Origin of the sequence: uncultured Xanthomonas sp. (assembly GCF_964278005.1) — a bacterium.
GTDB classification, from domain to species: domain Bacteria; phylum Pseudomonadota; class Gammaproteobacteria; order Xanthomonadales; family Xanthomonadaceae; genus Xanthomonas_A; species Xanthomonas_A sontii.
Genome location: NZ_CAXYKF010000020.1, coordinates 97,744 through 115,682 on the forward strand (window position 1 = coordinate 97,744; position 17,939 = coordinate 115,682).

At 70.4% G+C, this 17,939-nt stretch carries 16 protein-coding genes; 11 read left to right on the forward strand and 5 right to left on the reverse strand.

The window, feature by feature from the left end:
• Positions 1-120: 120 nt before the first annotated feature.
• Both oleC and ACHWVH_RS13160 read left to right on the forward strand, forming a co-directional pair.
• A complete protein-coding gene (gene oleC, locus ACHWVH_RS13155) occupies positions 121-1,782 on the forward strand; it encodes an olefin beta-lactone synthetase (protein WP_394687329.1) in 1,662 nt (553 codons plus the stop codon).
• Between the two features lie 9 nt (positions 1,783-1,791).
• The gene (locus ACHWVH_RS13160; protein ID WP_394687330.1) at positions 1,792-3,354 is read left to right on the forward strand and encodes a winged helix-turn-helix domain-containing protein; all 1,563 of its coding nucleotides are present in this window, start codon (positions 1,792-1,794) and stop codon (positions 3,352-3,354) included.
• On the opposite strand, the gene ACHWVH_RS13165 is transcribed toward ACHWVH_RS13160, so the two are convergent.
• Entirely contained in the window at positions 3,338-4,462 is a 1,125-nt protein-coding gene (locus tag ACHWVH_RS13165) for a serine hydrolase domain-containing protein (RefSeq protein WP_394687331.1), read from the reverse strand. The genes ACHWVH_RS13160 and ACHWVH_RS13165 overlap by 17 nt on opposite strands.
• Before the next feature lie 194 nt (positions 4,463-4,656).
• Here ACHWVH_RS13165 and oleD point away from each other — a divergent pair, with 194 nt between their 5' ends.
• The 7 genes from oleD (at position 4,657) to ACHWVH_RS13200 (ending at position 10,523) form a co-directional block, all read left to right on the forward strand.
• Positions 4,657-5,667, forward strand: coding sequence for a 2-alkyl-3-oxoalkanoate reductase (gene oleD / locus ACHWVH_RS13170; RefSeq protein ID WP_394687332.1), 1,011 nt, complete (start codon positions 4,657-4,659; stop codon positions 5,665-5,667).
• Positions 5,668-5,730: 63 nt separating this feature from the next.
• The gene (locus ACHWVH_RS13175; RefSeq protein ID WP_003468167.1) at positions 5,731-5,889 is read left to right on the forward strand and encodes a DUF1328 domain-containing protein; all 159 of its coding nucleotides are present in this window, start codon (positions 5,731-5,733) and stop codon (positions 5,887-5,889) included.
• 268 nt (positions 5,890-6,157) lie between these two features.
• Positions 6,158-6,799 carry an SCP2 domain-containing protein gene (locus tag ACHWVH_RS13180; RefSeq protein ID WP_267096370.1) on the forward strand — a complete coding sequence of 214 codons (642 nt, stop codon included), beginning with the start codon at positions 6,158-6,160 and terminating at the stop codon, positions 6,797-6,799.
• On the forward strand, positions 6,796-8,454 hold the full coding sequence (gene ubiB, locus ACHWVH_RS13185; protein ID WP_010340081.1) for a ubiquinone biosynthesis regulatory protein kinase UbiB: 1,659 nt from the start codon (positions 6,796-6,798) through the stop codon (positions 8,452-8,454). The genes ACHWVH_RS13180 and ubiB overlap by 4 nt, the downstream gene beginning before the upstream one ends.
• The gene (locus tag ACHWVH_RS13190; protein ID WP_394687333.1) at positions 8,439-9,056 is read left to right on the forward strand and encodes an O-methyltransferase; all 618 of its coding nucleotides are present in this window, start codon (positions 8,439-8,441) and stop codon (positions 9,054-9,056) included. The genes ubiB and ACHWVH_RS13190 overlap by 16 nt, the downstream gene beginning before the upstream one ends.
• A 178-nt stretch (positions 9,057-9,234) precedes the next feature.
• Positions 9,235-10,020 (forward strand): pseudouridine synthase, encoded by a 786-nt coding sequence (locus ACHWVH_RS13195; protein ID WP_394687334.1) that lies wholly within the window; start codon positions 9,235-9,237, stop codon positions 10,018-10,020.
• A gap of 170 nt (positions 10,021-10,190) precedes the next feature.
• Entirely contained in the window at positions 10,191-10,523 is a 333-nt protein-coding gene (locus ACHWVH_RS13200) for a hypothetical protein (RefSeq protein ID WP_267087696.1), read from the forward strand.
• A 188-nt stretch (positions 10,524-10,711) separates the two neighbouring features.
• On the opposite strand, the gene ACHWVH_RS13205 is transcribed toward ACHWVH_RS13200, so the two are convergent.
• Positions 10,712-11,236: a DUF2059 domain-containing protein gene (locus tag ACHWVH_RS13205; RefSeq protein ID WP_017915507.1), complete on the reverse strand. Its 525-nt coding sequence runs from the start codon at positions 11,234-11,236 to the stop codon at positions 10,712-10,714.
• A gap of 164 nt (positions 11,237-11,400) precedes the next feature.
• Between ACHWVH_RS13205 and arfB the strand changes: the two genes are divergently transcribed.
• Together arfB and ACHWVH_RS13215 are read left to right on the forward strand one after the other, a co-directional pair.
• On the forward strand, positions 11,401-11,832 hold the full coding sequence (arfB, locus tag ACHWVH_RS13210; protein ID WP_017907723.1) for an alternative ribosome rescue aminoacyl-tRNA hydrolase ArfB: 432 nt from the start codon (positions 11,401-11,403) through the stop codon (positions 11,830-11,832).
• A gap of 51 nt (positions 11,833-11,883) precedes the next feature.
• Positions 11,884-12,438 carry a lysophospholipid acyltransferase family protein gene (locus ACHWVH_RS13215; RefSeq protein ID WP_394687361.1) on the forward strand — a complete coding sequence of 185 codons (555 nt, stop codon included), beginning with the start codon at positions 11,884-11,886 and terminating at the stop codon, positions 12,436-12,438.
• Between the two features lie 642 nt (positions 12,439-13,080).
• On the opposite strand, the gene ACHWVH_RS13220 is transcribed toward ACHWVH_RS13215, so the two are convergent.
• The 3 genes from ACHWVH_RS13220 to ACHWVH_RS13230 form a co-directional block, all read right to left on the reverse strand.
• Positions 13,081-15,822 (reverse strand): TonB-dependent receptor plug domain-containing protein, encoded by a 2,742-nt coding sequence (locus ACHWVH_RS13220; protein WP_394687362.1) that lies wholly within the window; start codon positions 15,820-15,822, stop codon positions 13,081-13,083.
• A 406-nt stretch (positions 15,823-16,228) separates the two neighbouring features.
• On the reverse strand, positions 16,229-17,287 hold the full coding sequence (locus tag ACHWVH_RS13225; RefSeq protein WP_295928720.1) for a FecR family protein: 1,059 nt from the start codon (positions 17,285-17,287) through the stop codon (positions 16,229-16,231).
• Positions 17,268-17,840 (reverse strand): RNA polymerase sigma factor, encoded by a 573-nt coding sequence (locus ACHWVH_RS13230; protein ID WP_017911627.1) that lies wholly within the window; start codon positions 17,838-17,840, stop codon positions 17,268-17,270. Before ACHWVH_RS13230 ends, ACHWVH_RS13225 begins: the two co-directional genes overlap by 20 nt.
• Positions 17,841-17,939 lie beyond the last annotated feature (99 nt).

Sequence of the window (17,939 nt, forward strand, 5' to 3'; positions counted from 1 at the left end):
AGCGTGGGGGGCGCGGCATTCTGACCGAACCGGGGCGCGCTGCAAGCATTCCGGCATTCAGCCGCGGCGGCCGCGGCCGGGGTGTCGGCTGCGGCCCGGCGCATCGGCGATAATCGGCGCATGACCACGACCTGCAACATCGCGGCGACGCTGCCGCGGCTGGCGCGCGAGCGCCCGGACCAGATCGCCATGCGCTGCCCCGGCCGGCCCGGCCCCGGCGGCATGGCGGCCTACGACGTGACCCTGAGCTATGCGCAGCTGGACGCGCGCAGCGATGCCATCGCCGCCGGCCTGGGCGCCTACGGCATCGGCCGCGGCACCCGCACGGTGGTGATGGTGCGGCCGTCGCCGGAGTTCTTCCTGCTCATGTTCGCGCTGTTCAAGGCCGGCGCGGTGCCGGTGCTGGTCGATCCGGGCATCGACCGGCGCGCGCTCAAGCAGTGCCTGGACGAGGCGCAGCCGGAGGCCTTCATCGGCATTCCGCTGGCGCAACTGGCGCGGCGTCTGCTCGGCTGGGCGCGCTCGGCGAAACGGATCGTCACCGTCGGCCGGCGCTGGGCCTGGGGCGGCACCACGCTGGCGCGGATCGAGCGCGCCGGCCAGGGCGCCGGCAGCCAGCTCGCAGACACGGCCGCGGACGACGTCGCCGCGATCCTGTTCACCAGCGGCTCCACCGGCGTGCCCAAGGGCGTGGTCTACCGCCACCGGCATTTCGTCGGCCAGATCGAGCTGATGCGCAATGCCTTCGACATGCAGCCCGGCGGGATCGACCTGCCGACTTTCCCGCCGTTCGCGCTGTTCGACCCGGCGCTGGGGCTGACCTCGGTGATCCCGGACATGGACCCGACGCGTCCGGCCAAGGTCGACCCGCGCAAGCTGCACGATGCGATGCAGCGCTTCGGCGTGACCCAGCTGTTCGGCTCGCCGGCCCTGATGCGGGTGCTGGCCGACTACGGCAAGCCGTTGACCAACGTGCGCTGCGCCACCTCGGCCGGCGCGCCGGTGCCGCCGGACGTGGTGGCGCGGATCCGCAGCCTGCTGCCGGAGGACGGCCAGTTCTGGACACCCTACGGCGCCACCGAGTGCCTGCCGGTGGCGGTGATCGAGGGCCGCGAGCTGCAGGACACGCGCGCGGCGACCGAGCGCGGTGCCGGCACCTGCGTCGGCACGGTGGTGCCGCCCAACCAGGTGCGCATCATCGCCATCGACGACGCCGCGATTCCGGAGTGGAGCGGCGTGCGCGAAGTCCCCACGGGCACGGTCGGCGAGATCACCGTGGCAGGCCCGACCGCCACCGACACCTATTTCAACCGCGATGCGGCCACGCGCCTGGCCAAGATCCGCGAACGCCTGGACGACGGCAGCGAGCGCGTCGTGCACCGCATGGGCGATGTCGGCTATTTCGACGCGCAGGGCCGGCTGTGGTTCTGCGGGCGCAAGACCCAGCGCGTGGAAACCGCGCAGGGACCGCTGTACACCGAGCAGGTGGAGCCGATCTTCAACGCGCTGCCGGGCATCGGCCGCACCGCCCTGGTCGGCATCGGCGCGCCGGGGCAGCAACGCCCGGTGCTGTGCTACGAGCTGGAAGTGGGCGCCATGCTCTCGAGCGGCCCTGAACTGCAGGCGCTGCAGCAGCGACTGCGCGATACCGCCGCCGCGCATGCGCACACGGCCGGCATCGTCGATTTCCTGAGCCACCCGGGCTTTCCGGTGGACATCCGCCACAACGCCAAGATCGGCCGCGAGAAGCTGGCGCTGTGGGCCGCGGAAAAGCTGCGCTAAGGCAAGACGATGGCCGCGCGCTACCGGCTGGGCAACCTGCGCATTGACGCGGCGCGGCAGCGAGTCGAGCGCGACGGTGCGGTGCTGGAGGTGGGCGGGCTGAGTTTTCGCCTGCTGCATTACCTGCTGCAGCAGGGTCAGCGCGTGGTGGGGTTCGATGAGCTGATCGCGCAGGTGTGGGCGCCGGCGCTGGTCAACGAGGAGACCGTCACCCAGCGCGTGCGCCTGCTGCGCCAGGCGCTGGGCGACACCTCGCGGCAACCGCGCTATCTGCGCTCGGTGCGCGGCCAGGGGTATCAACTGTGCCTGCCGGTGCAGTCCGACGCCGCCCCCGATCCTGCCGACGCCGCCCTTGCGCCGCGGCCGATGTGGCGCAGCCGTGGCGCCTGGGCGATCGCGGCCGGTGCGGTGGTGATCGTCTCGGCAGCGATGGCATGGCGCTGGCAGGCGGCCGCGCCGACGCCAGCCGCGTCGCCGCTGCTGCAGCGCGCCGAGTACTACGCCGGCATCGGCCAGCGCGACGACAACGCGCGTGCGATCGCGCTGTACCAGCAGCGCCTGCAGCAGGCACCGGACGAGGCGGCGGCATTGATCGGCCTGAGCCGCGCCTACAGTGCGCGCGTCTGCCAATACGACGGCGACCAGCAGGTCGCATTGCGCGCGCAGCGGTTGGCGACGCAGGTGCTCGCGGCGCATCCGCGTCTGGCCGCCGCGCATGCCGCGCTTGGCTATGCGTACGATTGCCGCGGCGACAACGCCGCGGCGCTGGCCGCCTACGAGCGCGCGTTGCAACTGGACCCGCAGGCAGATGCCGTGCGCGGCTCGGCGGCCTATCTGTACGAGCGCCAGGGCCGCCTGGTGCAGGCGCTTGCGGCGAACATGCGGGTGCGCGATCCGACGCGGGTGCGCTTCCTGACGCTGCAGATCGCCAGCAACCTCGATCTGCTGGGCTACGCCAGCGCCGCTGAGGTCCGCTACCGCGACAGTTTCCAGCTCTATCCCGACAGCGCGTATTCCAATCTGGCGTGGCCGCGCTTCCTGTTCTTGCATGGCCGCACGGCCGAAGCCCAGGTCGCGCTGGACCAGGCGCTGGGGCGCGGCACCGACTACGCCGGGCTGTTCCTGCTGCAAGCGGAGCTGGCGCTGGCGCGCGGCGACACCGCGCACGCACGCCAGGCCAGCCTGCAGGCGATGCGTCTGCGGCCGCAGGGCAGTTTCGTCCAGACCGTGGCCTGGACGCTGCAGGCGCAACCGCTGCCGCCGGTGCCGCAGTTGCGCGCGCGGGCCCAGGCCTTGCTGGACGGCGTGACGCGCGGCACCGACCCGCTGGATGCGGTGGATGCGTCGCTGCTGCTGCAATTGGCCGGCGACCGGCCGGCGGCCCTGGCCGCGCTGCGCCGGGCGCAGGCCGCGGGCTATCGCGACGGCCCCTACCTGCGGGTGTCGCCGCTGCTGGCGCCATTGCGCGCCGAGCCGGGTTTCGCGGCGCTGCTGGCGCGCAACGAGGCCGATGTCGCCGCGCAACGCGTGCAGGCACAGCGTGCCGGACTGGTGCCTACGGCAGTGCCGTGAGCACGTAGTCGGCGAGCAGCGCCTGCGATTGCGGGTGCATCTGCGGCCGGTTGTAGGCACGCCGGGTGATCACCACCACCAGGCGTTCCTCCGGCAGCACGAACACATAGTTGCCGCCGTTGCCCGACATCGCCCAGACCCCGCGTTCGATGCCATGCGCCTGGAAGCGGAAGCGCCACAGCAGGTAGCCGTAGTCGGCATCGTCGCGGGCTTGTGCATGCACCTGGGTCATTGCCCGGATCCATGCCGCCGGCAAGACCTGCGTGCCGTGCCAGCGGCCCTCGTCGAGCAGGAGCTGGCCGAACTTGGCCAGGTCGCGGCTGCGGTAGCGGGTGCCGCCACCGCCCATGCCCACGCCTTCGGCGGCGTGCAGCCAGCGTGCACCGACGATGCCGAGCGGCCGCTCCAGGACCTGCCCGGCGAAGTCCTCCAGGCGCTTCCCGGTGGCCTTCTCGAGCAGCGCACCGAGCAGGAAGCTGCCGGCGGTGCAGTAGGAGAAGGCGCGCCCATACGGGCTCTCCTCGGGGCGGCGCATCCAGGGCGCATAGCCCTTGAGCGGCAGGTCCAGCGCGAACTGCGTCCAGTCGGCGCTGACGTACATGCGTTCCTCGTGGCCGCTGGAAAAGGCGTTGTCGTCGTCGCACTCCCATTGCGAACTCATCGTCAGCAGGTCTTCGACGGTGATCGCGCGCTTGCGCGGCGCATCGTGCTGCCAGTGGTGGTCGCCGAAGAAGTCGTAGACGCGTGCCTGCACGCCGGGCAGGCGGCCGCGGGCGATCGCCGCGCCGACCAGCAGCGCGGTCACGCTCTTGGTCGCCGAGCGGGTGTCGTGCAAGGTCTGCCGGTCGGCAACGCCGAAGTAGTGCTCGTAGACCAGGGCGCCGTCGCGCACGATCAGCACGCTGGTGGTATCCGGCGCCGCGCCGTCGGCGATGGCGCGTTCCATGGCGGCCAGCCGGTCCAGCTTCCAGCCGCCGGTGGCGGCATCGGCGACGGGCCAGCCGTCATCCTGCGCCGGCGGTGCGGTCGCGGCCGCTGCTACGGCGGCGGAAGCACACGGAACGACGAGGGAGAGGGTGAGGCACAGCAGCAGCGGCAGGGGCGACATGGCGGAACTCCGGTGGAAGGCCAGCGCACTTACGCCCGTGGCATCGGTGAAGTGCCTGATGCCAGAGTGAAGAATTCTGAAGGTCAGTCGGATCAAGGGCTTGCGCGGCTTGCATCGCCGGCGTCGTCATCGCGGATCGCCTTCGCCGGCGCCCCCGGCTATCGTGTGCGCCCTGGTTCGATCGGTACGACGCGATGAAGATTGTGGTGACGGGCGGTGGTGGGTTCCTGGGCCAGGCGCTGTGCCGCGGGCTGGTCGCGCGCGGGCACCAGGTGGTCAGCTACAACCGCGGCCACTACCCGGAACTGCAGGCCTTGGGCGTGGCCCAGGTGCGGGGCGATCTGGTCGACGCGCAGGCGCTGCAGCATGCGCTGGCCGGCGCCGATGCGGTGTTCCACAACGCCGCCAAGGCCGGCGCCTGGGGCAGCTACGACAGCTACTACCAGCCCAACGTGGTCGGCACCGAGAACGTGCTGGCGGCCTGCCGCCTGCACGGCGTGTCTCGCTTGGTCTACACCTCCACACCGAGCGTGACCCACCGCGCCACCCATCCGGTCGAAGGCCTGGGCGCGGACCAGGTGCCTTACGGCGAGGATTTCCAGGCGCCGTATGCGGCGACCAAGGCGATCGCCGAGCGCATGGTGCTGGCCGCCAACGACGCGCAACTGGCGGTGGTGGCGCTGCGCCCGCGGCTGATCTGGGGGCCGGGCGACAACCAGATCCTGCCCAAGCTGGTCGCGCGGGCGCAGGCCGGGCGCGTGCGTCTGGTCGGCAGCGGCGACAACAAGGTCGATTCCACCTACATCGACAACGCCGCACAGGCGCACTTCGACGCCTTCGAGCACCTGGCGGTGGGCGCGCCCTGCGCCGGCAAGGCCTACTTCATCTCCAACGGCGAACCGTTGCCGATGCGCGAACTGCTCAACAAGCTGCTGGCCGCCGTCGGCGCACCGGCGGTGACCAAGACGCTCTCGTTCAAGGCCGCGTACCGCATCGGCGCTGCCTGCGAAACCCTGTGGCCGCTGCTTCGCCTGCGCGGCGAGCCGCCGCTGACGCGGTTCCTGGCCGAGCAGCTGTGCACCCCGCACTGGTACAGCATGGAGCCGGCGCGGCGCGACTTCGGCTACGTGCCGCACGTGTCGATCGAGCAGGGCCTGCAGCGGCTGGCGTCGTCATGGCGCCACGACGCGTCCGTCACCCGCTGACGACCACGCGTTTCCGAAGATGATGCCGCGCCGATTCGGCACGACAACCTTCTGGACATTGCCATGCTGCATTACGCCATCATCTTCTTCGTGATCGCCATCATCGCCGCCGTGCTCGGTTTCAGCGGCATCGCCGGCGCGGCGACCAACATCGCCTGGATCCTGTTCGTGGTGTTCCTGATCCTGGCGGTGATCTCGATGTTCCGCCGCGGCAAGGTGTAGTCCGCCGCGACAATCCAACGTCGATACTTGCCCGCGGCGCCCTGCGTCGCGGGCAAGTCGTTTCTGGGGTAGACGCTGCGGTGTACCGGCTCCACCGGAGTAGCCGCGTAGCGAAGCGCGGCGGCGCGCAGGCTAGGCGCAGTTCTGACGTTCCTGAGCAAGCACCTGGGCGGCGCGCAGGCGCAGTAGCGGTTGGCGATGGCATGGGCGGGACATCTGTCTCGCCCTGCGCACGGCCTGGCGACGTGTCTGCCGCTAGAATGCGGGGATGTCTGGATCCCCCCTCGATGCTCTCAAGCCCCTGGCCGGCCGCGCGCTGGAAGCGGCGCTCAATCGCGCGCTGGCGCTGGACCCGGAAACCGGCGAGGCCCTGCGCGACCTCGACGGCCAGCGCGTGGCGCTGACCCTGGAGGCGCCGGCACTGGCCCTGCAGATCCGCGTCGACGGCACGCAGTTGCGGGTCGGCCCGGTGGATCCGGCGCAGGAGCCGGAGCTGGCGGTGCGCAGCACCCTCGGCGGCCTGCTCGCGCAGTTGCCGTTCCTGGCCCAGGCCCGGCGTCCTGGCGGCCCCGGCGGGCGGGTGCGGGTCTCCGGCGATGCCGAACTGGCGCGGCGCCTGCAGCAGCTGGCGACGCGCTTCGATCCGGACTGGCAGCGGCCGTTCGTGCAGGTGTTCGGCGATGTGCTCGGCGTGCAGGTGGCCAACACCGCGCGCTCGGCCCTGCAGCAGGCCCGGCGTAGCGCGCAGGACTTGGCGCAGAGCGCGGCCGAGTATGTCACCGAGGAGTCGCGCGACGTGGTCGCGCGCGCCGAGCTGGAGGCCTTCTACGACGACGTCGACGTGCTGCGCGACGACATCGAACGCCTGGCCGCGCGCGTGGCGCGGCTGCAGCCGGAGCGCGGCGCATGAAGGCGATGTTCCGCGCCAGCCGCATCGGTCGGGTGATCCTGCGCTACCGCCTGGACGACCTGCTGGACGGCACCCCGGCCGAGCGTTGGTTGCGCCTGGCCAAGCCGTTCGTGCCGCGCGCCAGCCCCGACATCGCCGCACAGTCGCGCGGCGCCCGGCTGCGCCTGGCGCTGCAGGACCTGGGGCCGATCTTCGTCAAGTTCGGGCAGATCCTCTCCACCCGCCGCGACCTGATGCCGCCGGACGTGGCCGAGGAGCTGACCCTGCTGCAGGACCGGGTGCGCCCGTTCGACGGTGAGGCCGCGCGGCGCATCGTGGAACAGGCGTTGGGGCGGCCGATCGCGGTGGCGTTCGCCAGCTTCGACACCGAACCGCTGGCCTCGGCCTCGATCGCGCAGGTGCACGCGGCGACGCTGCACGACGGCCGCGAAGTGGTGGTCAAGGTGCTGCGCCCGGACATCGAGCGGCAGATCGACGCCGACATCGCCTTGCTGAAATCGGCCGCCGCACTGGTCGAGCGCACCCATCCGCGCGCCGACAAGATCCGCCCGCGCGAGGTGGTGGCCGAGATCGAGACCACCCTCGCTGCGGAGCTGGACCTGCAGCGCGAGGGCGCCAACGCCAGCGTGCTGCGCCGCTTCTGGCTGCACTCGGACGACCTGTACGTGCCGGAGGTGATCTGGACGCACACCGCCGAGCGCGCGTTGACCCTGGAGCGGGTGCGTGGCATCCCGTCCGACGACATCGCCTCGCTGGACGCCGCCGGCATCGACCGCCGCGCGCTGGCGGCCAAGGGCGTGCGGGTGTTCTACACCCAAGTGTTCCGCGACAACTTCTTCCATGCCGATGCGCACGCCGGCAACATCTGGGTCGACAGCGATCCGGCGCGCCGCGACAACCCGCGCTTCATCGCGCTGGACTTCGGCATCATGGGCCAGCTCTCGCAGGAAGATCAGTACTACCTGGCCGAGAACTTCATGGCCATCTTCAACAAGGATTACCGGCGCATGGCCGAGCTGCACGTGGAGGCCGGCTGGATGCCCGCCAACGTGCGCATCGACGAACTGGAGGCGGCGGCGCGCTCGGTGTGCGAGCCGTACTTCACCCGGCCGCTGTCGCAGATCTCCCTGGCCGAGGTGCTGATCAAGCTGTTCCGCGTGGCCCAGCGCTACCAGCTGACCCTGCAGCCGCAACTGATCCTGCTGCAGAAGACCCTGCTCAACATCGAAGGCGTCGGCCGCCAGCTCGACCCGGAACTGGACATCTGGGCGGTGGCGCGGCCGGTGCTCGAGCGCATCCTGATCGAGCGCTACAGCCCGCAACGCGCGCTGCACGAACTGCGCAAGCGGCTGCCGGAGATCATGACCCACGCACCGGACATGCCGCGGCTGATCCACGGCTGGCTGCGCCAGCAGGTCGAGGGCCGGCACGAACTGTCGATGCGCTCGCGCGACCTGTTCGAACTCAACCTGCTGGTGCGGCGCATGCAGCGGCGGGTGGTGGCGGCGATCGCCGGCGTCGGCCTGCTCACCGTGGCCACGCTGCTGTACGCGCTCGACGCGGGCGGGCCGCAGCTGGGCGGGGTGTCGCTGTGGGCCTGGATCAGCGGCGGTGCCGGCACCGCGGCGTTGCTGTCGGCGTGGTGGCGGCGCTGAGCGTGGCGGCGCTGGATCGCGCGCGCCTGCACGCGGTGCGCGCCGAACTCGGTGAGGAAGGTCCGCGTCACGATGCAGGCCAGCCCGAGCGCGCGCAGCGCCTGCTCAATATCACCCCGGAGACCGGCGAACTGCTGGCGGTGCTGGTGCGCGCCACGGCTGCGCGGCGGGTGCTGGAGGTCGGCACGTCCAACGGCTATTCCACCCTGTGGCTGGCCGAGGCCGCGGCGGCGTTGGGTGGCGGCGTGACCACGCTGGAATATGCCGCGCACAAGATCGCGCTGGCGCAGCGCAACTTCGCCCACGCCGGCGTGGAGGGCTGCGTCGACCTGATCCACACCGATGCCGGCGCCTGGCTGGCCGCTGCGGGTTCGGCCACGTTCGACCTGGTGTTCCTGGACGCCGAGCGCACGCTGTATTGCCACTGGTGGCCGCAGCTGCGTCGCGTGTTGCGGCCGGGCGGTCTGCTGGTGGTGGACAACGCGCTGTCGCACGCGACGGAGATGGCGCCCTTCGCCGCGCTGTTGCAGGCCGATGCCGCGTTCACCTGCACCACGCTGCCCGTCGGCAACGGCGAACTGCTGGCGGTCAAGGACGCGTAGGCGCAGCGCGGCGGCGTGCCTGCCCGCGACGTGCGTCGTCGGGTCAAGCAACCGTCGGCGCGAGCTGCAGCCACGTCGTCATCGGTGCCATGGGTGCCGTTGTCGTGAGCGAGGTCATGGCTCAGTGCAGCGGACACTGCCGCTCGGCACCACCTGCATGTGCGCCTCGTTGCCTGCAATGCGCATTGTCGCGCCGCGGCACGGCGCGGATAATCCAGCAGTGAATACCGACGCCGATTCCCTGCAGATCCTCTATCAAGACCCACTGCTCGCCGTGGTCGACAAGCCCGCCCGGCTGATGGTCCACGACAGCAAGCTCGCCCGCGGCGAGGACGATTTCCTCGCCGACCGTCTGCGCACACAGCTGGGTCGGCCGATCTTCCTGGTGCACCGGCTCGACCGCGCCACCAGCGGCTGCCTGCTGCTGGCCTTCGACCGCGACACCGCCAGCGCGCTGGGCAAGGCGCTGATGGGGGGCGAGGTGGACAAGGACTACCTGGCGGTCTGCCGCGGCTGGCCGGCCGAAGCCCGTTTCGACGTCGACCACGATCTCGATGGCGGCCCCGGCAAGCCGCTGAAGAAACCGGCGCAGACCCGCTTCGAGCGCCTGGCCTGCGGCGAACTGCAGGTACCGTCGGGCGAGTTCGCCACCTCGCGCTATGCGCTGCTGCGCTGCAGCCCGGTGACCGGGCGCTTCCGGCAGATCCGCCGCCACCTCAAGCACCTCTCGCATCACCTGATCGGCGACACCAGCCATGGCGATGGCCGCCACAACCGCATCTTCCGCATGCAGGGCGTGCACCGCATGCTGCTGCACGCCGAACGCCTGGCGTTTCCGCACCCGGACGGCCATCGGATCGCGGTGACGGCGCCGCTGGATGCGGAATTCGTGCGGGCGTTCGGCTTGTTCGGCTGGGATCCGGCGCCGTGGCAGGTGGATGTGGGACGGGGTGTGGCGGGGTAGCACCGCTACCACCATGAGGCTGTCGTCGCAGTAGGGGATGCCGCTATGCGGTGATCTGCTTGAGGCGGAACGCTTGTAAGCGAAGTGCCGATGCTTCCGTGGCGGGTTGCTAACGAAGCTGAGCTTCGTCTAACGTCTTGGACTGAATTCAATAGTTTTCAGGGGGATATATGTGGAACAAGGTTCGCTGGGCACGTGCTGCCTCGATTTTTCTCGTGCTGCCAGTTTCAGCAATGGCAGGAGACGGGGCTGGAAAGGTGATACAGGTCATCGCACATTCGCATGATGTCGTATTTTTTTCCCTCGATGGTCCCCACACGAACGCGCCTGCATGTTCCAGCACGCCGTGGTCGTTGTCGTTGGCGACCAACTCAGGAAGAGCCCAGTACGCCTTGCTACTGAGCGCGGTCGCACAAGGCAAAGCGGTCACCGTTCATGGAACAGGGGATTGCTCGGCGTGGGGAGATCGCGAAACGGCCGAATACATTCTGATCGATAACTGAAATGCTGTGCTATCCGATCGGGCCCTGCGAGTCTTGAACGATCGATCGTGCTGATAGCGCGATCATAGAAAGCACTCGTACATGCCCGGGCAGCGAACCGTAGGAGTGGCTTCAGCCGCGACTGGGCTTTATCCGTAGGTCCGGTCGCGGCCGAAGCCGCTCCTGCGACGCGCAGGGCCAGCGCTGTGTCACTTGGCCGGCGGCGCGTTGACCGTCTGTTCCAGGTCCTTCTGCAGGTCGGCGAACAGCGGGGTCATCTTCTGCTGGATCGCGCCCATCAGGTTCTGCATCAGCTGCGGGGTCTTGTCGAGCAGGCTCTGGCCGGCCGGGCTCTCGTAGAACTCGGCCATGGCCAGCACGTCCTGCTTGGAGAAGGTCTGCTTGTACAGGTTGACGTAGAGCGGACGCATTTCCTGCCAGGACAGCGCCTTGCGCACGGTGGCCTGGGTACGCTCCTGGATCTGCTGCAGCTTCTGCTGCTGCGCGGCGTCGAGCGGGTGCTGCGCGGTGAGCTGGGCGAACTGCTGGCGCTGCATCGCCTCGATCTGCGGCAGCATGGTGTCGAGCATGTTCTGCGCGCGCGAGGCCGACAGCAGGCGGTTGACGTCGGCATCGGTGGGCGGTTCGGCCAGCGCGGGGAGGGCGGCCAGGGCCAGCAGCAGGGCCAGCAGCAGGCGCTGCGGCCAACGGAAGAAGCGCGGAATCGGGGGCATGGAGCATCCTGCAGAACGATGACCGGCGGCCAGAATACGGCAATCGCCGCGCCGCCGCCGCCGCGCGTGGGGACGTGCGACCGGCCTGCGTCCGCTCCCTGGCTCGTTCAGGCGGTGCCGACGCGGAAACCGGGCGGTCCGGCGAATACCCTACAATCCGCGCCATGGGTAACGGGGCCATCCACATCTCGAGCAGCCTGACGATTCCGGAGGACGAAATCGTCGAGCGCTTCGTGCGCGCCAGCGGCGCCGGCGGGCAGAACGTCAACAAGGTCGCCACCGCGGTCGAGTTGCGTTTCGATCTGGCCGGCTCGCCGTCGCTGCCGGAGCCGCTGCGTGCGCGCCTGCTGGCGCGGCGCGACCGCCGCATCACCGCCGACGGGGTGCTGGTGATCGATGCGCAGCGCTTCCGTACCCAGGACCGCAACCGCGACGATGCGCGCCAGCGCCTGGCCGAGTTCATCGCCGCCGGGCTGTCGGTGCCGAAGCGGCGCATCGCCACCAAACCCTCGCACGGCGCCAAGCTGCGACGCCTGGACGCCAAGCGCGAGCGCAGCCAGATCAAACGCGGCCGCTCGCCCGGCCGCTGGGAGTGACTTTTGACCGAACGCGATTACCGCCTGCCCGCAGCGCCCCCGAACATGCCGATGGTCAGGCCCAGCCGCTTCATGCGCTGGCTCGGCCGCACCGCCTTGCGGCTGACCGGCTGGCGGGTCGTGGGCGAGTTTCCCAATGTGCCCAAGCTGGTGATGATCGTGGCCCCGCATTCGTCCAACTGGGACGGGTTCCTGGGCTTCGCAGTCAAGTTCGCGGTCGGCTTCGAGGTGCGCGTGCTGGGCAAGACCCAGTTGTTCTGGTGGCCGCTGGGATCGCTGCTGCGCAGGCTCGGCGGCATCCCGCTGGACCGCAACTCGCCACGCGGCGTGGTCGAACAGGCGGTGGCGCTGATCCGCGGCGCCGAACGCATGTGGTACGTGATCACCCCCGAGGGCACGCGCAAGCGTGTGGAGAAGTGGAAGACCGGGTTCTGGAAGATCGCCCACGGCGCGCAGGTGCCGATTTTCCCGGTGTACTTCGACTACCCCAGCCGCACCGTCGGCCTTGGCGAGGTGGTGTGGACCGGCGAGGACATGCAGGCGGACATCGCCGCGATCCGCGAATGGTACCGGCCGTGGCGCGGCAAGCACCGCGATACCTTGTGACGGGCAGCGGCGGCTGACGGCGGCGCCATCCGCCGTTTTGCCCCACGGCGCCAACCGATGCCGTAGGAGCAGCGCATGGGTCGGATGTTGTTGTAGGAGGGACTTCAGTCCCGACGCAGCAATGTACCAGGTGGCTTTGGGCTTCACTCGTCGCGGCTGAAGCCGCTCCCACAAGTGCCGCCCCAGGATCGCCGGAAGACTGCACTGTGTGGAGGATCTCAGTCCGACGCAGGAAGGTGCCGGGTGGATTTGGGCTTCACTCGTCGCGGCTGAAGCCGCTCTCACAAGTGCCGCCCCAAGGATCGTCGGAAGACTGCACTGTGTGGGGGATCTCAGTCCGACGCAGGAAGGTGCCAAGTGGCTTTGGGCTTCACTCGTCGCGGCTGAAGTCGCTCCCACAAGTGTGCCGCCAGGATCGCCGGAAGACTGCACTGTGTGGAGGATCTCAGTCCGACGCAGGAAGGTGCCAAGTGGCTTTGGGCTTCACTCGTCGCGGCTGAAGCCGCTCCCACAAGTGAGGTGCCAGGATCGCTGGAGGGCTGCACTGTGGGAGGGACTTCAGTCCCGACGACGGACGGTGTCAGCCGACCTTTCGCTCGTCGTGGCTGACGCCGCTCCCACATGCAGGCCTTGACCCCCGCGCTACAGCGCGCTGCCGCCGAACTTCTGCGTGTACTGCAGGTACACGCTGCGGCCCACGGTGTCGAACCAGGACACGTCGTAGTACGGGTACGACGTATAGGTGCGGTCGTGCGGCGGCATCTTGTCGAACAGGTTGGTCACCGTCAGCGACAACTGCGCGTGGTCGGTGAAGCGGTACTGCAGCGAGGCGTTGTAGCGGTAGGTGGCGCCGATCCACGGGCTGTCGCCGCTCTCCGGGTCGTAGACCTGGTCGTAGGAATCGGAGGTCGGCAGGCGGCCCAGGCGTTCGCCGTGCAGCGTCGCGGTCCAGGCGTTGCGCTCCCACGACACGCTGGCGCTGGCCTTGGTGCGCGGGATGTCGTAGCCACTGTTGACCGCGAACTCGTCCACCATCGCTTCGCCGGCGTACACCTGGATGTCGTGGCGGCGCACCCAGGTGTAGTTGCCGCTCAGGCGGAAGGTGCCGATGCCGGTGTCGAGGCGGTACTGCGCGCTGAGGTCGATGCCGTTGGTGCGTTCGCGGGCGATGTTGATCGGGTTGACGTAGACCCCGTACAGGCGGCCGTCGGCGCTGCGGGTGACCCGTGCCAGCGCCTGCTGGCAGGTGGTGGAGGTGGCCTGCAGCACGCCGAGGCGGCAGTCGGCCTCGTCGCGCAGCACCTGGTCCACGCGCAGGTCCTGCACCTGGTCGCGCATGTCGATGTTGAAGTAGTCCACCGACAGGTCCAGGTCGGCCATCGGCGACCACACCAGGCCGGCGGTCCACGAGGTGCTGTTCTCCGGGTTCAGCGCGCGGTTGCCGCTGCGGCCGCGGATCACCGCTTCTTCGTTGTAGCTGCAGTCCTGGATCGCCACGCCCGGTTCCTCGCTGGCGCAGCGGTAGTAGTCCACGCCGGTGGTCTCGTCGTTGCCGGGCCCGGCATACACGTAATGCAGGTCGGGGGCGCGGAACGCGGTGCCGTAGGAGGCGCGCACCAGCAGCGTGTCCACCGGCCGCCACTCCAGCCCGCCGCTGTAGGTGAACTTGCCCAGCGAGCGCCCGGCGAAGCGGTACTGGTCGTAGCGCCCGGCCAGGCTCAGCGATACCGTCGACAGCACCGGCAGGCGCAGCTCGCTGGCCAGCGCCCAGCGGTTGCGGCTGCCGTGGCCGTCGGAGTCCTTCCAGCTGTAGTAGTAGTACTGCGTGGCCAGCGGATCCGGGCGCAGGTTGTAGGACTGGTTGCCGAATTCGGCGGTCGCCGCCATGCCGGCATCGCCGCCGGGCAGCGAGAACAGCGCGGTGTTGGTGGCGGTGAAGGCGAGGGTGTCGGTGCGCGAGCGCGGCTGGTACACCGTGCGCTGGGCGATGCTGTCGTACTCGGCACGGCTCAGCGGCGTGTACAGGCGCTGCGGGTCGGCGTTGAAGATCGGCAGCCCCGAGTCTTCGTCCACGCCCAGCTGAGGGCCGAGGAACAGCGCGTTGGCGCGCGCGGCGACGATCTGCGGCCAACTGATCGTGGCCTGGTACTGCGAGTGGCTGAGGCTGGTCTCGTAGTCCCAGTCCGCGCCGAGGTGGCCCTTGAAACCGGTGGTGACGCTGAAGGTCTTCTGCCGGGTGCGGATGGTGCCGGCGTTGAGGCCGCCCATTTCTTCCGGGCTGAACTGGCGTCCCCAGGCTTCCACCTGGTCGGTGGCCTGGTTGTAGAAATAGCCTTCCTCGTTGCCGTCCGGGGCCATGTAGCCCCACTGGGTCACGTCGCGGAACAATGACAGCTCGTGGTAGCCCATCTGCACGTCGGCGAACCATTCGCTGCCGTTGTCGAAGGCGTAGCGCAGCGAGGCGTAGCCGTTGAGCCCACGGCGCTTGTTGGTGATGGTGCCGTAGCCGATCGAGGCGCTGCTGCCGCAGAACGCGCCGTAGCCCGGGCGGGTGGCGTAGCCGGTGCTGCCGCCGTTGAGGCCGGACACCGCCGCGCAGGTGTCCGCGCCCGGGTCCAGGTAGTCGTCGTTGCCGTCGGTGCGCAGGAAGGTGCGGCGCGGCACCTGCGAGCGTGCGGTGGGGCCGTCCAGGGTGCTGTCCTGGCGGCTGCGCTGGTAGGCCCACAGCGGCGTCTGCGAGACCAGTTCGGCGCCGAACACCGCGTCGAAATTGCCGCGCGACCAACCGCTGCTGAGGCTGAGGTTGAAGCTCTCGCCGCCGCCGCGGGTGGTGTCGCCGAAACGGTAGTCCAGCGTGGTGCCGTCGGCGTGCTTCTTGAGGATGAAGTTGACCACGCCGGAGATCGCGTCCGAGCCGTAGATCGCCGAGGCGCTGCCGGTCAGGATCTCGATGCGGTCGATCATGCCCAGCGGGATGTTGGAGATGTCGGTGAAGTTGCTGCGGCCCTTGAACGGCATCGGGAAGTCGGCGATGCGGCGGCCGTTGACCAGCACCAGGGTGTGGTTGGGGCCGAGCCCGCGCAGGTCCACCTGCTGCGCGCCGGGCGAGAAGTCCGCGCCGCTGGCCGACTGCGGGCTCTGCGTCTCGCCGCCGTTCTGGGTCATCGCGCGCAGCACGTCCGGCACCGAGGTGAAGCCGTTGGCCTTGATCTGCTCGGCGCTGATCACGCTGATCGGCGCGGGGCCTTCCACCTGCGTGCGCGGGATGCGCGAGCCGGTCACGCGCAGGGTGTCCAGTTGCGCCACCGGCGCCTCGGCCGCCGCAGCCGGCGCGGTGGCACGGACCGGCTGCGCGCGGGCCGGGGCCGGCTCCTGGCGCCGCACCAGCCAGGCGCCGGAGGGGTCGCGCTGGGCGACGAAGCCGCTGCCGCGCAGCACCTGCTGCAGCGCCTGTGCGGTGTCCAGTTGGCCGTGCGCGCCGCCGCTGCGGGCCTGGCCCAGTTGGTCGGCACGGTAAATCAGTTGCGCGCCGGATTGCCGCGCCAGGGTGTCCAGCGCCGCGCGCAGCGGGCCGGCGGGGACGTCCACCGTGCCGGTGGCGGCAACGGCAGCGGGTTGCGCCTGCGCCGCACAGGCGCTCGCACAGGCCATGCTCAGCAGCAGGGCACGCATCGGATACCGCATCGAGTTTTCTCCCCAAACGGGCGCGGAGCGCGCCTCAGTAGCTCCAGACGAACGAGACCGACAAATCCCCCCGCCGCCGCGCCCGCCCGGCGCGGCGCGGGACGGCTTACCGGCTGTGCAACAACACCGTGTCGCCGTGGCGCTCGGCGCGGATCGGGAACCCCTGTTCGAGCAGGCGCACGAAGGCGTCGACGTTGGACCAGCGCACGTTGCCGCCGACCCGCAGCGCCGCGGCACCGGCATCGGCGACCTGCAGCTTGACCGTGTTGTAGCGGTTGAACTCGGCCACCGCCGCCTGCAGCGGGGTGTCGTCGAAACTCAGGTAGCCGCTGCGCCAGTCCAGCGCGCGCTCGGCCTCGGCCAGCGCGACCCGGCGTACCAGCACCCCGTGCGGCCCGGCCTGGGCGATGCTGCCGGCATGCAGCAGCAGCGGCGGCGCCTGCGGCGCGCCCGCCGATTCCAGCCGCACCGTGCCTTCGGTGACCACCACGCGCAGCGCATCGGCCTCGCGGCGCACCGCGAAGCGCGTGCCCACCGCCACCACCCGGCGCGCGCCGCTGTCGACCACGAAGGGCCGGCCTGGGTCCTTGCTCACCGCGAAGAACGCCTCGCCGCGCTGCAGGTCGATGCGCCGCTGCGCGCGCGACAGCGCCACCGCGATGCGGCTGTCGCTGCTCAGCGTGGCCTGCGAGCCGTCGGCCAGGGCCACCGGGCGCAGCTGGCCGGTGACGCTGGCATAGGCGGTCGGTACCGGTTCGACGGCATGCCGCCAGACCAGGGACAGCACCGCGGCACCGAGCAGCGCGGCCGCCAGCGCCCCCGGCCAGCGCCGTCGCCGCGGCGCACGCGGACGCGGGGCGAAGCGCAGGCCGCGCAGGTCCGGCGCGGCGGTGGCGGCGGTGGCGGCCGGCGCCAGCGTGCTGCGGCCGCCCAGGCCCTGCCAGCGGCCGCGTTCGGGCACCTGCCCATCGCGCTGGCCGGCGCCGAGTGCCTGCAGGCGCCCACTCTCCTGCCAGGCGGCCTGCAGGCGCAGGAACGCCACCCGGTGCGCGGTGGCCGCGGCCAGCCAGGCATCCAGGCGCGCCTGCCGTGCGTCGGACCAGTCGTCGCGGTCGCGCCGCGCCAGCCAGGCCGCCGCACGCGCCTCAATCCACCTGCTGTCCATCGCGTGCCCGCGCCTGCATCGGCTTCGCCGGCGCCGCCGCGCCCTCGTCGCCATGGAAATGATCGGCCAGCAGGCGCATGCCCCGGGCCACGTGCTTCTCCACGCTCTTCTCGCTGATTCCCAGGCGCACGGCCACCTCCTTCTGCGGCAGTTCCTCGACCCGCCGCAGCCAGACCACGCTGCGGCAGCGGTCCGGCAACCGGTCGAAGGCCGCCGCCAGCCGGCCCAGCACCTGCCGTCCGCCGCACCAGCGTTCCGGCGACAGCTCGTCTATCAGGACGTGCATCGACTCCAGATCCCCCACTGCCTCGATCGACACCACCCGGTTGCGGCGCAACCGGTCGGTCATCAGGTGCCGCGCGGTGGCGAACAGGAACGACTTGGGCAGGCTCGGCCGGGCCTTGCCGGCGGCCTCGTAGACGCGCACGTAGATCTCCTGGCGCAGGTCGTGCCACTCCTCGCGATGCGGCCAGCAGCGCCGCAGGTAGCCGCTGAGCGCCTGCTCGTGGACGAGGATTTCTTGGACGAACCAATCGTCGAGGGAAGCGGACATGGATCCCACATTAGCCGATCGCCGGTGCGTGCGGGCAAGTGCCGCGCGCGCCGACGTGGGAGGGTGAAGGCGGCGGGGGGAAACCGTGCCGCCGTTCGT

Excerpts from the sequence above, each read along its gene's own strand:
- ubiB (WP_010340081.1), top strand. The coding sequence starts at position 6,796 with ATGAAGGCGATGTTCCGCGCCAGCCGCATCGGTCGGGTGATCCTGCGC.
- ACHWVH_RS13200 (WP_267087696.1), top strand. The coding sequence starts at position 10,191 with ATGTGGAACAAGGTTCGCTGGGCACGTGCTGCCTCGATTTTTCTCGTG.
- ACHWVH_RS13165 (WP_394687331.1), bottom strand. The coding sequence starts at position 4,462 with ATGTCGCCCCTGCCGCTGCTGCTGTGCCTCACCCTCTCCCTCGTCGTT.
- ACHWVH_RS13195 (WP_394687334.1), top strand. The coding sequence starts at position 9,235 with ATGCGCATTGTCGCGCCGCGGCACGGCGCGGATAATCCAGCAGTGAAT.
- arfB (WP_017907723.1), top strand. The coding sequence starts at position 11,401 with ATGGGTAACGGGGCCATCCACATCTCGAGCAGCCTGACGATTCCGGAG.
- ACHWVH_RS13175 (WP_003468167.1), top strand. The coding sequence starts at position 5,731 with ATGCTGCATTACGCCATCATCTTCTTCGTGATCGCCATCATCGCCGCC.
- ACHWVH_RS13215 (WP_394687361.1), top strand. The coding sequence starts at position 11,884 with ATGGTCAGGCCCAGCCGCTTCATGCGCTGGCTCGGCCGCACCGCCTTG.
- ACHWVH_RS13180 (WP_267096370.1), top strand. The coding sequence starts at position 6,158 with ATGTCTGGATCCCCCCTCGATGCTCTCAAGCCCCTGGCCGGCCGCGCG.
- ACHWVH_RS13160 (WP_394687330.1), top strand. The coding sequence starts at position 1,792 with ATGGCCGCGCGCTACCGGCTGGGCAACCTGCGCATTGACGCGGCGCGG.
- oleC (WP_394687329.1), top strand. The coding sequence starts at position 121 with ATGACCACGACCTGCAACATCGCGGCGACGCTGCCGCGGCTGGCGCGC.
- ACHWVH_RS13205 (WP_017915507.1), bottom strand. The coding sequence starts at position 11,236 with ATGCCCCCGATTCCGCGCTTCTTCCGTTGGCCGCAGCGCCTGCTGCTG.
- ACHWVH_RS13230 (WP_017911627.1), bottom strand. The coding sequence starts at position 17,840 with ATGTCCGCTTCCCTCGACGATTGGTTCGTCCAAGAAATCCTCGTCCAC.
- ACHWVH_RS13225 (WP_295928720.1), bottom strand. The coding sequence starts at position 17,287 with ATGGACAGCAGGTGGATTGAGGCGCGTGCGGCGGCCTGGCTGGCGCGG.
- oleD (WP_394687332.1), top strand. The coding sequence starts at position 4,657 with ATGAAGATTGTGGTGACGGGCGGTGGTGGGTTCCTGGGCCAGGCGCTG.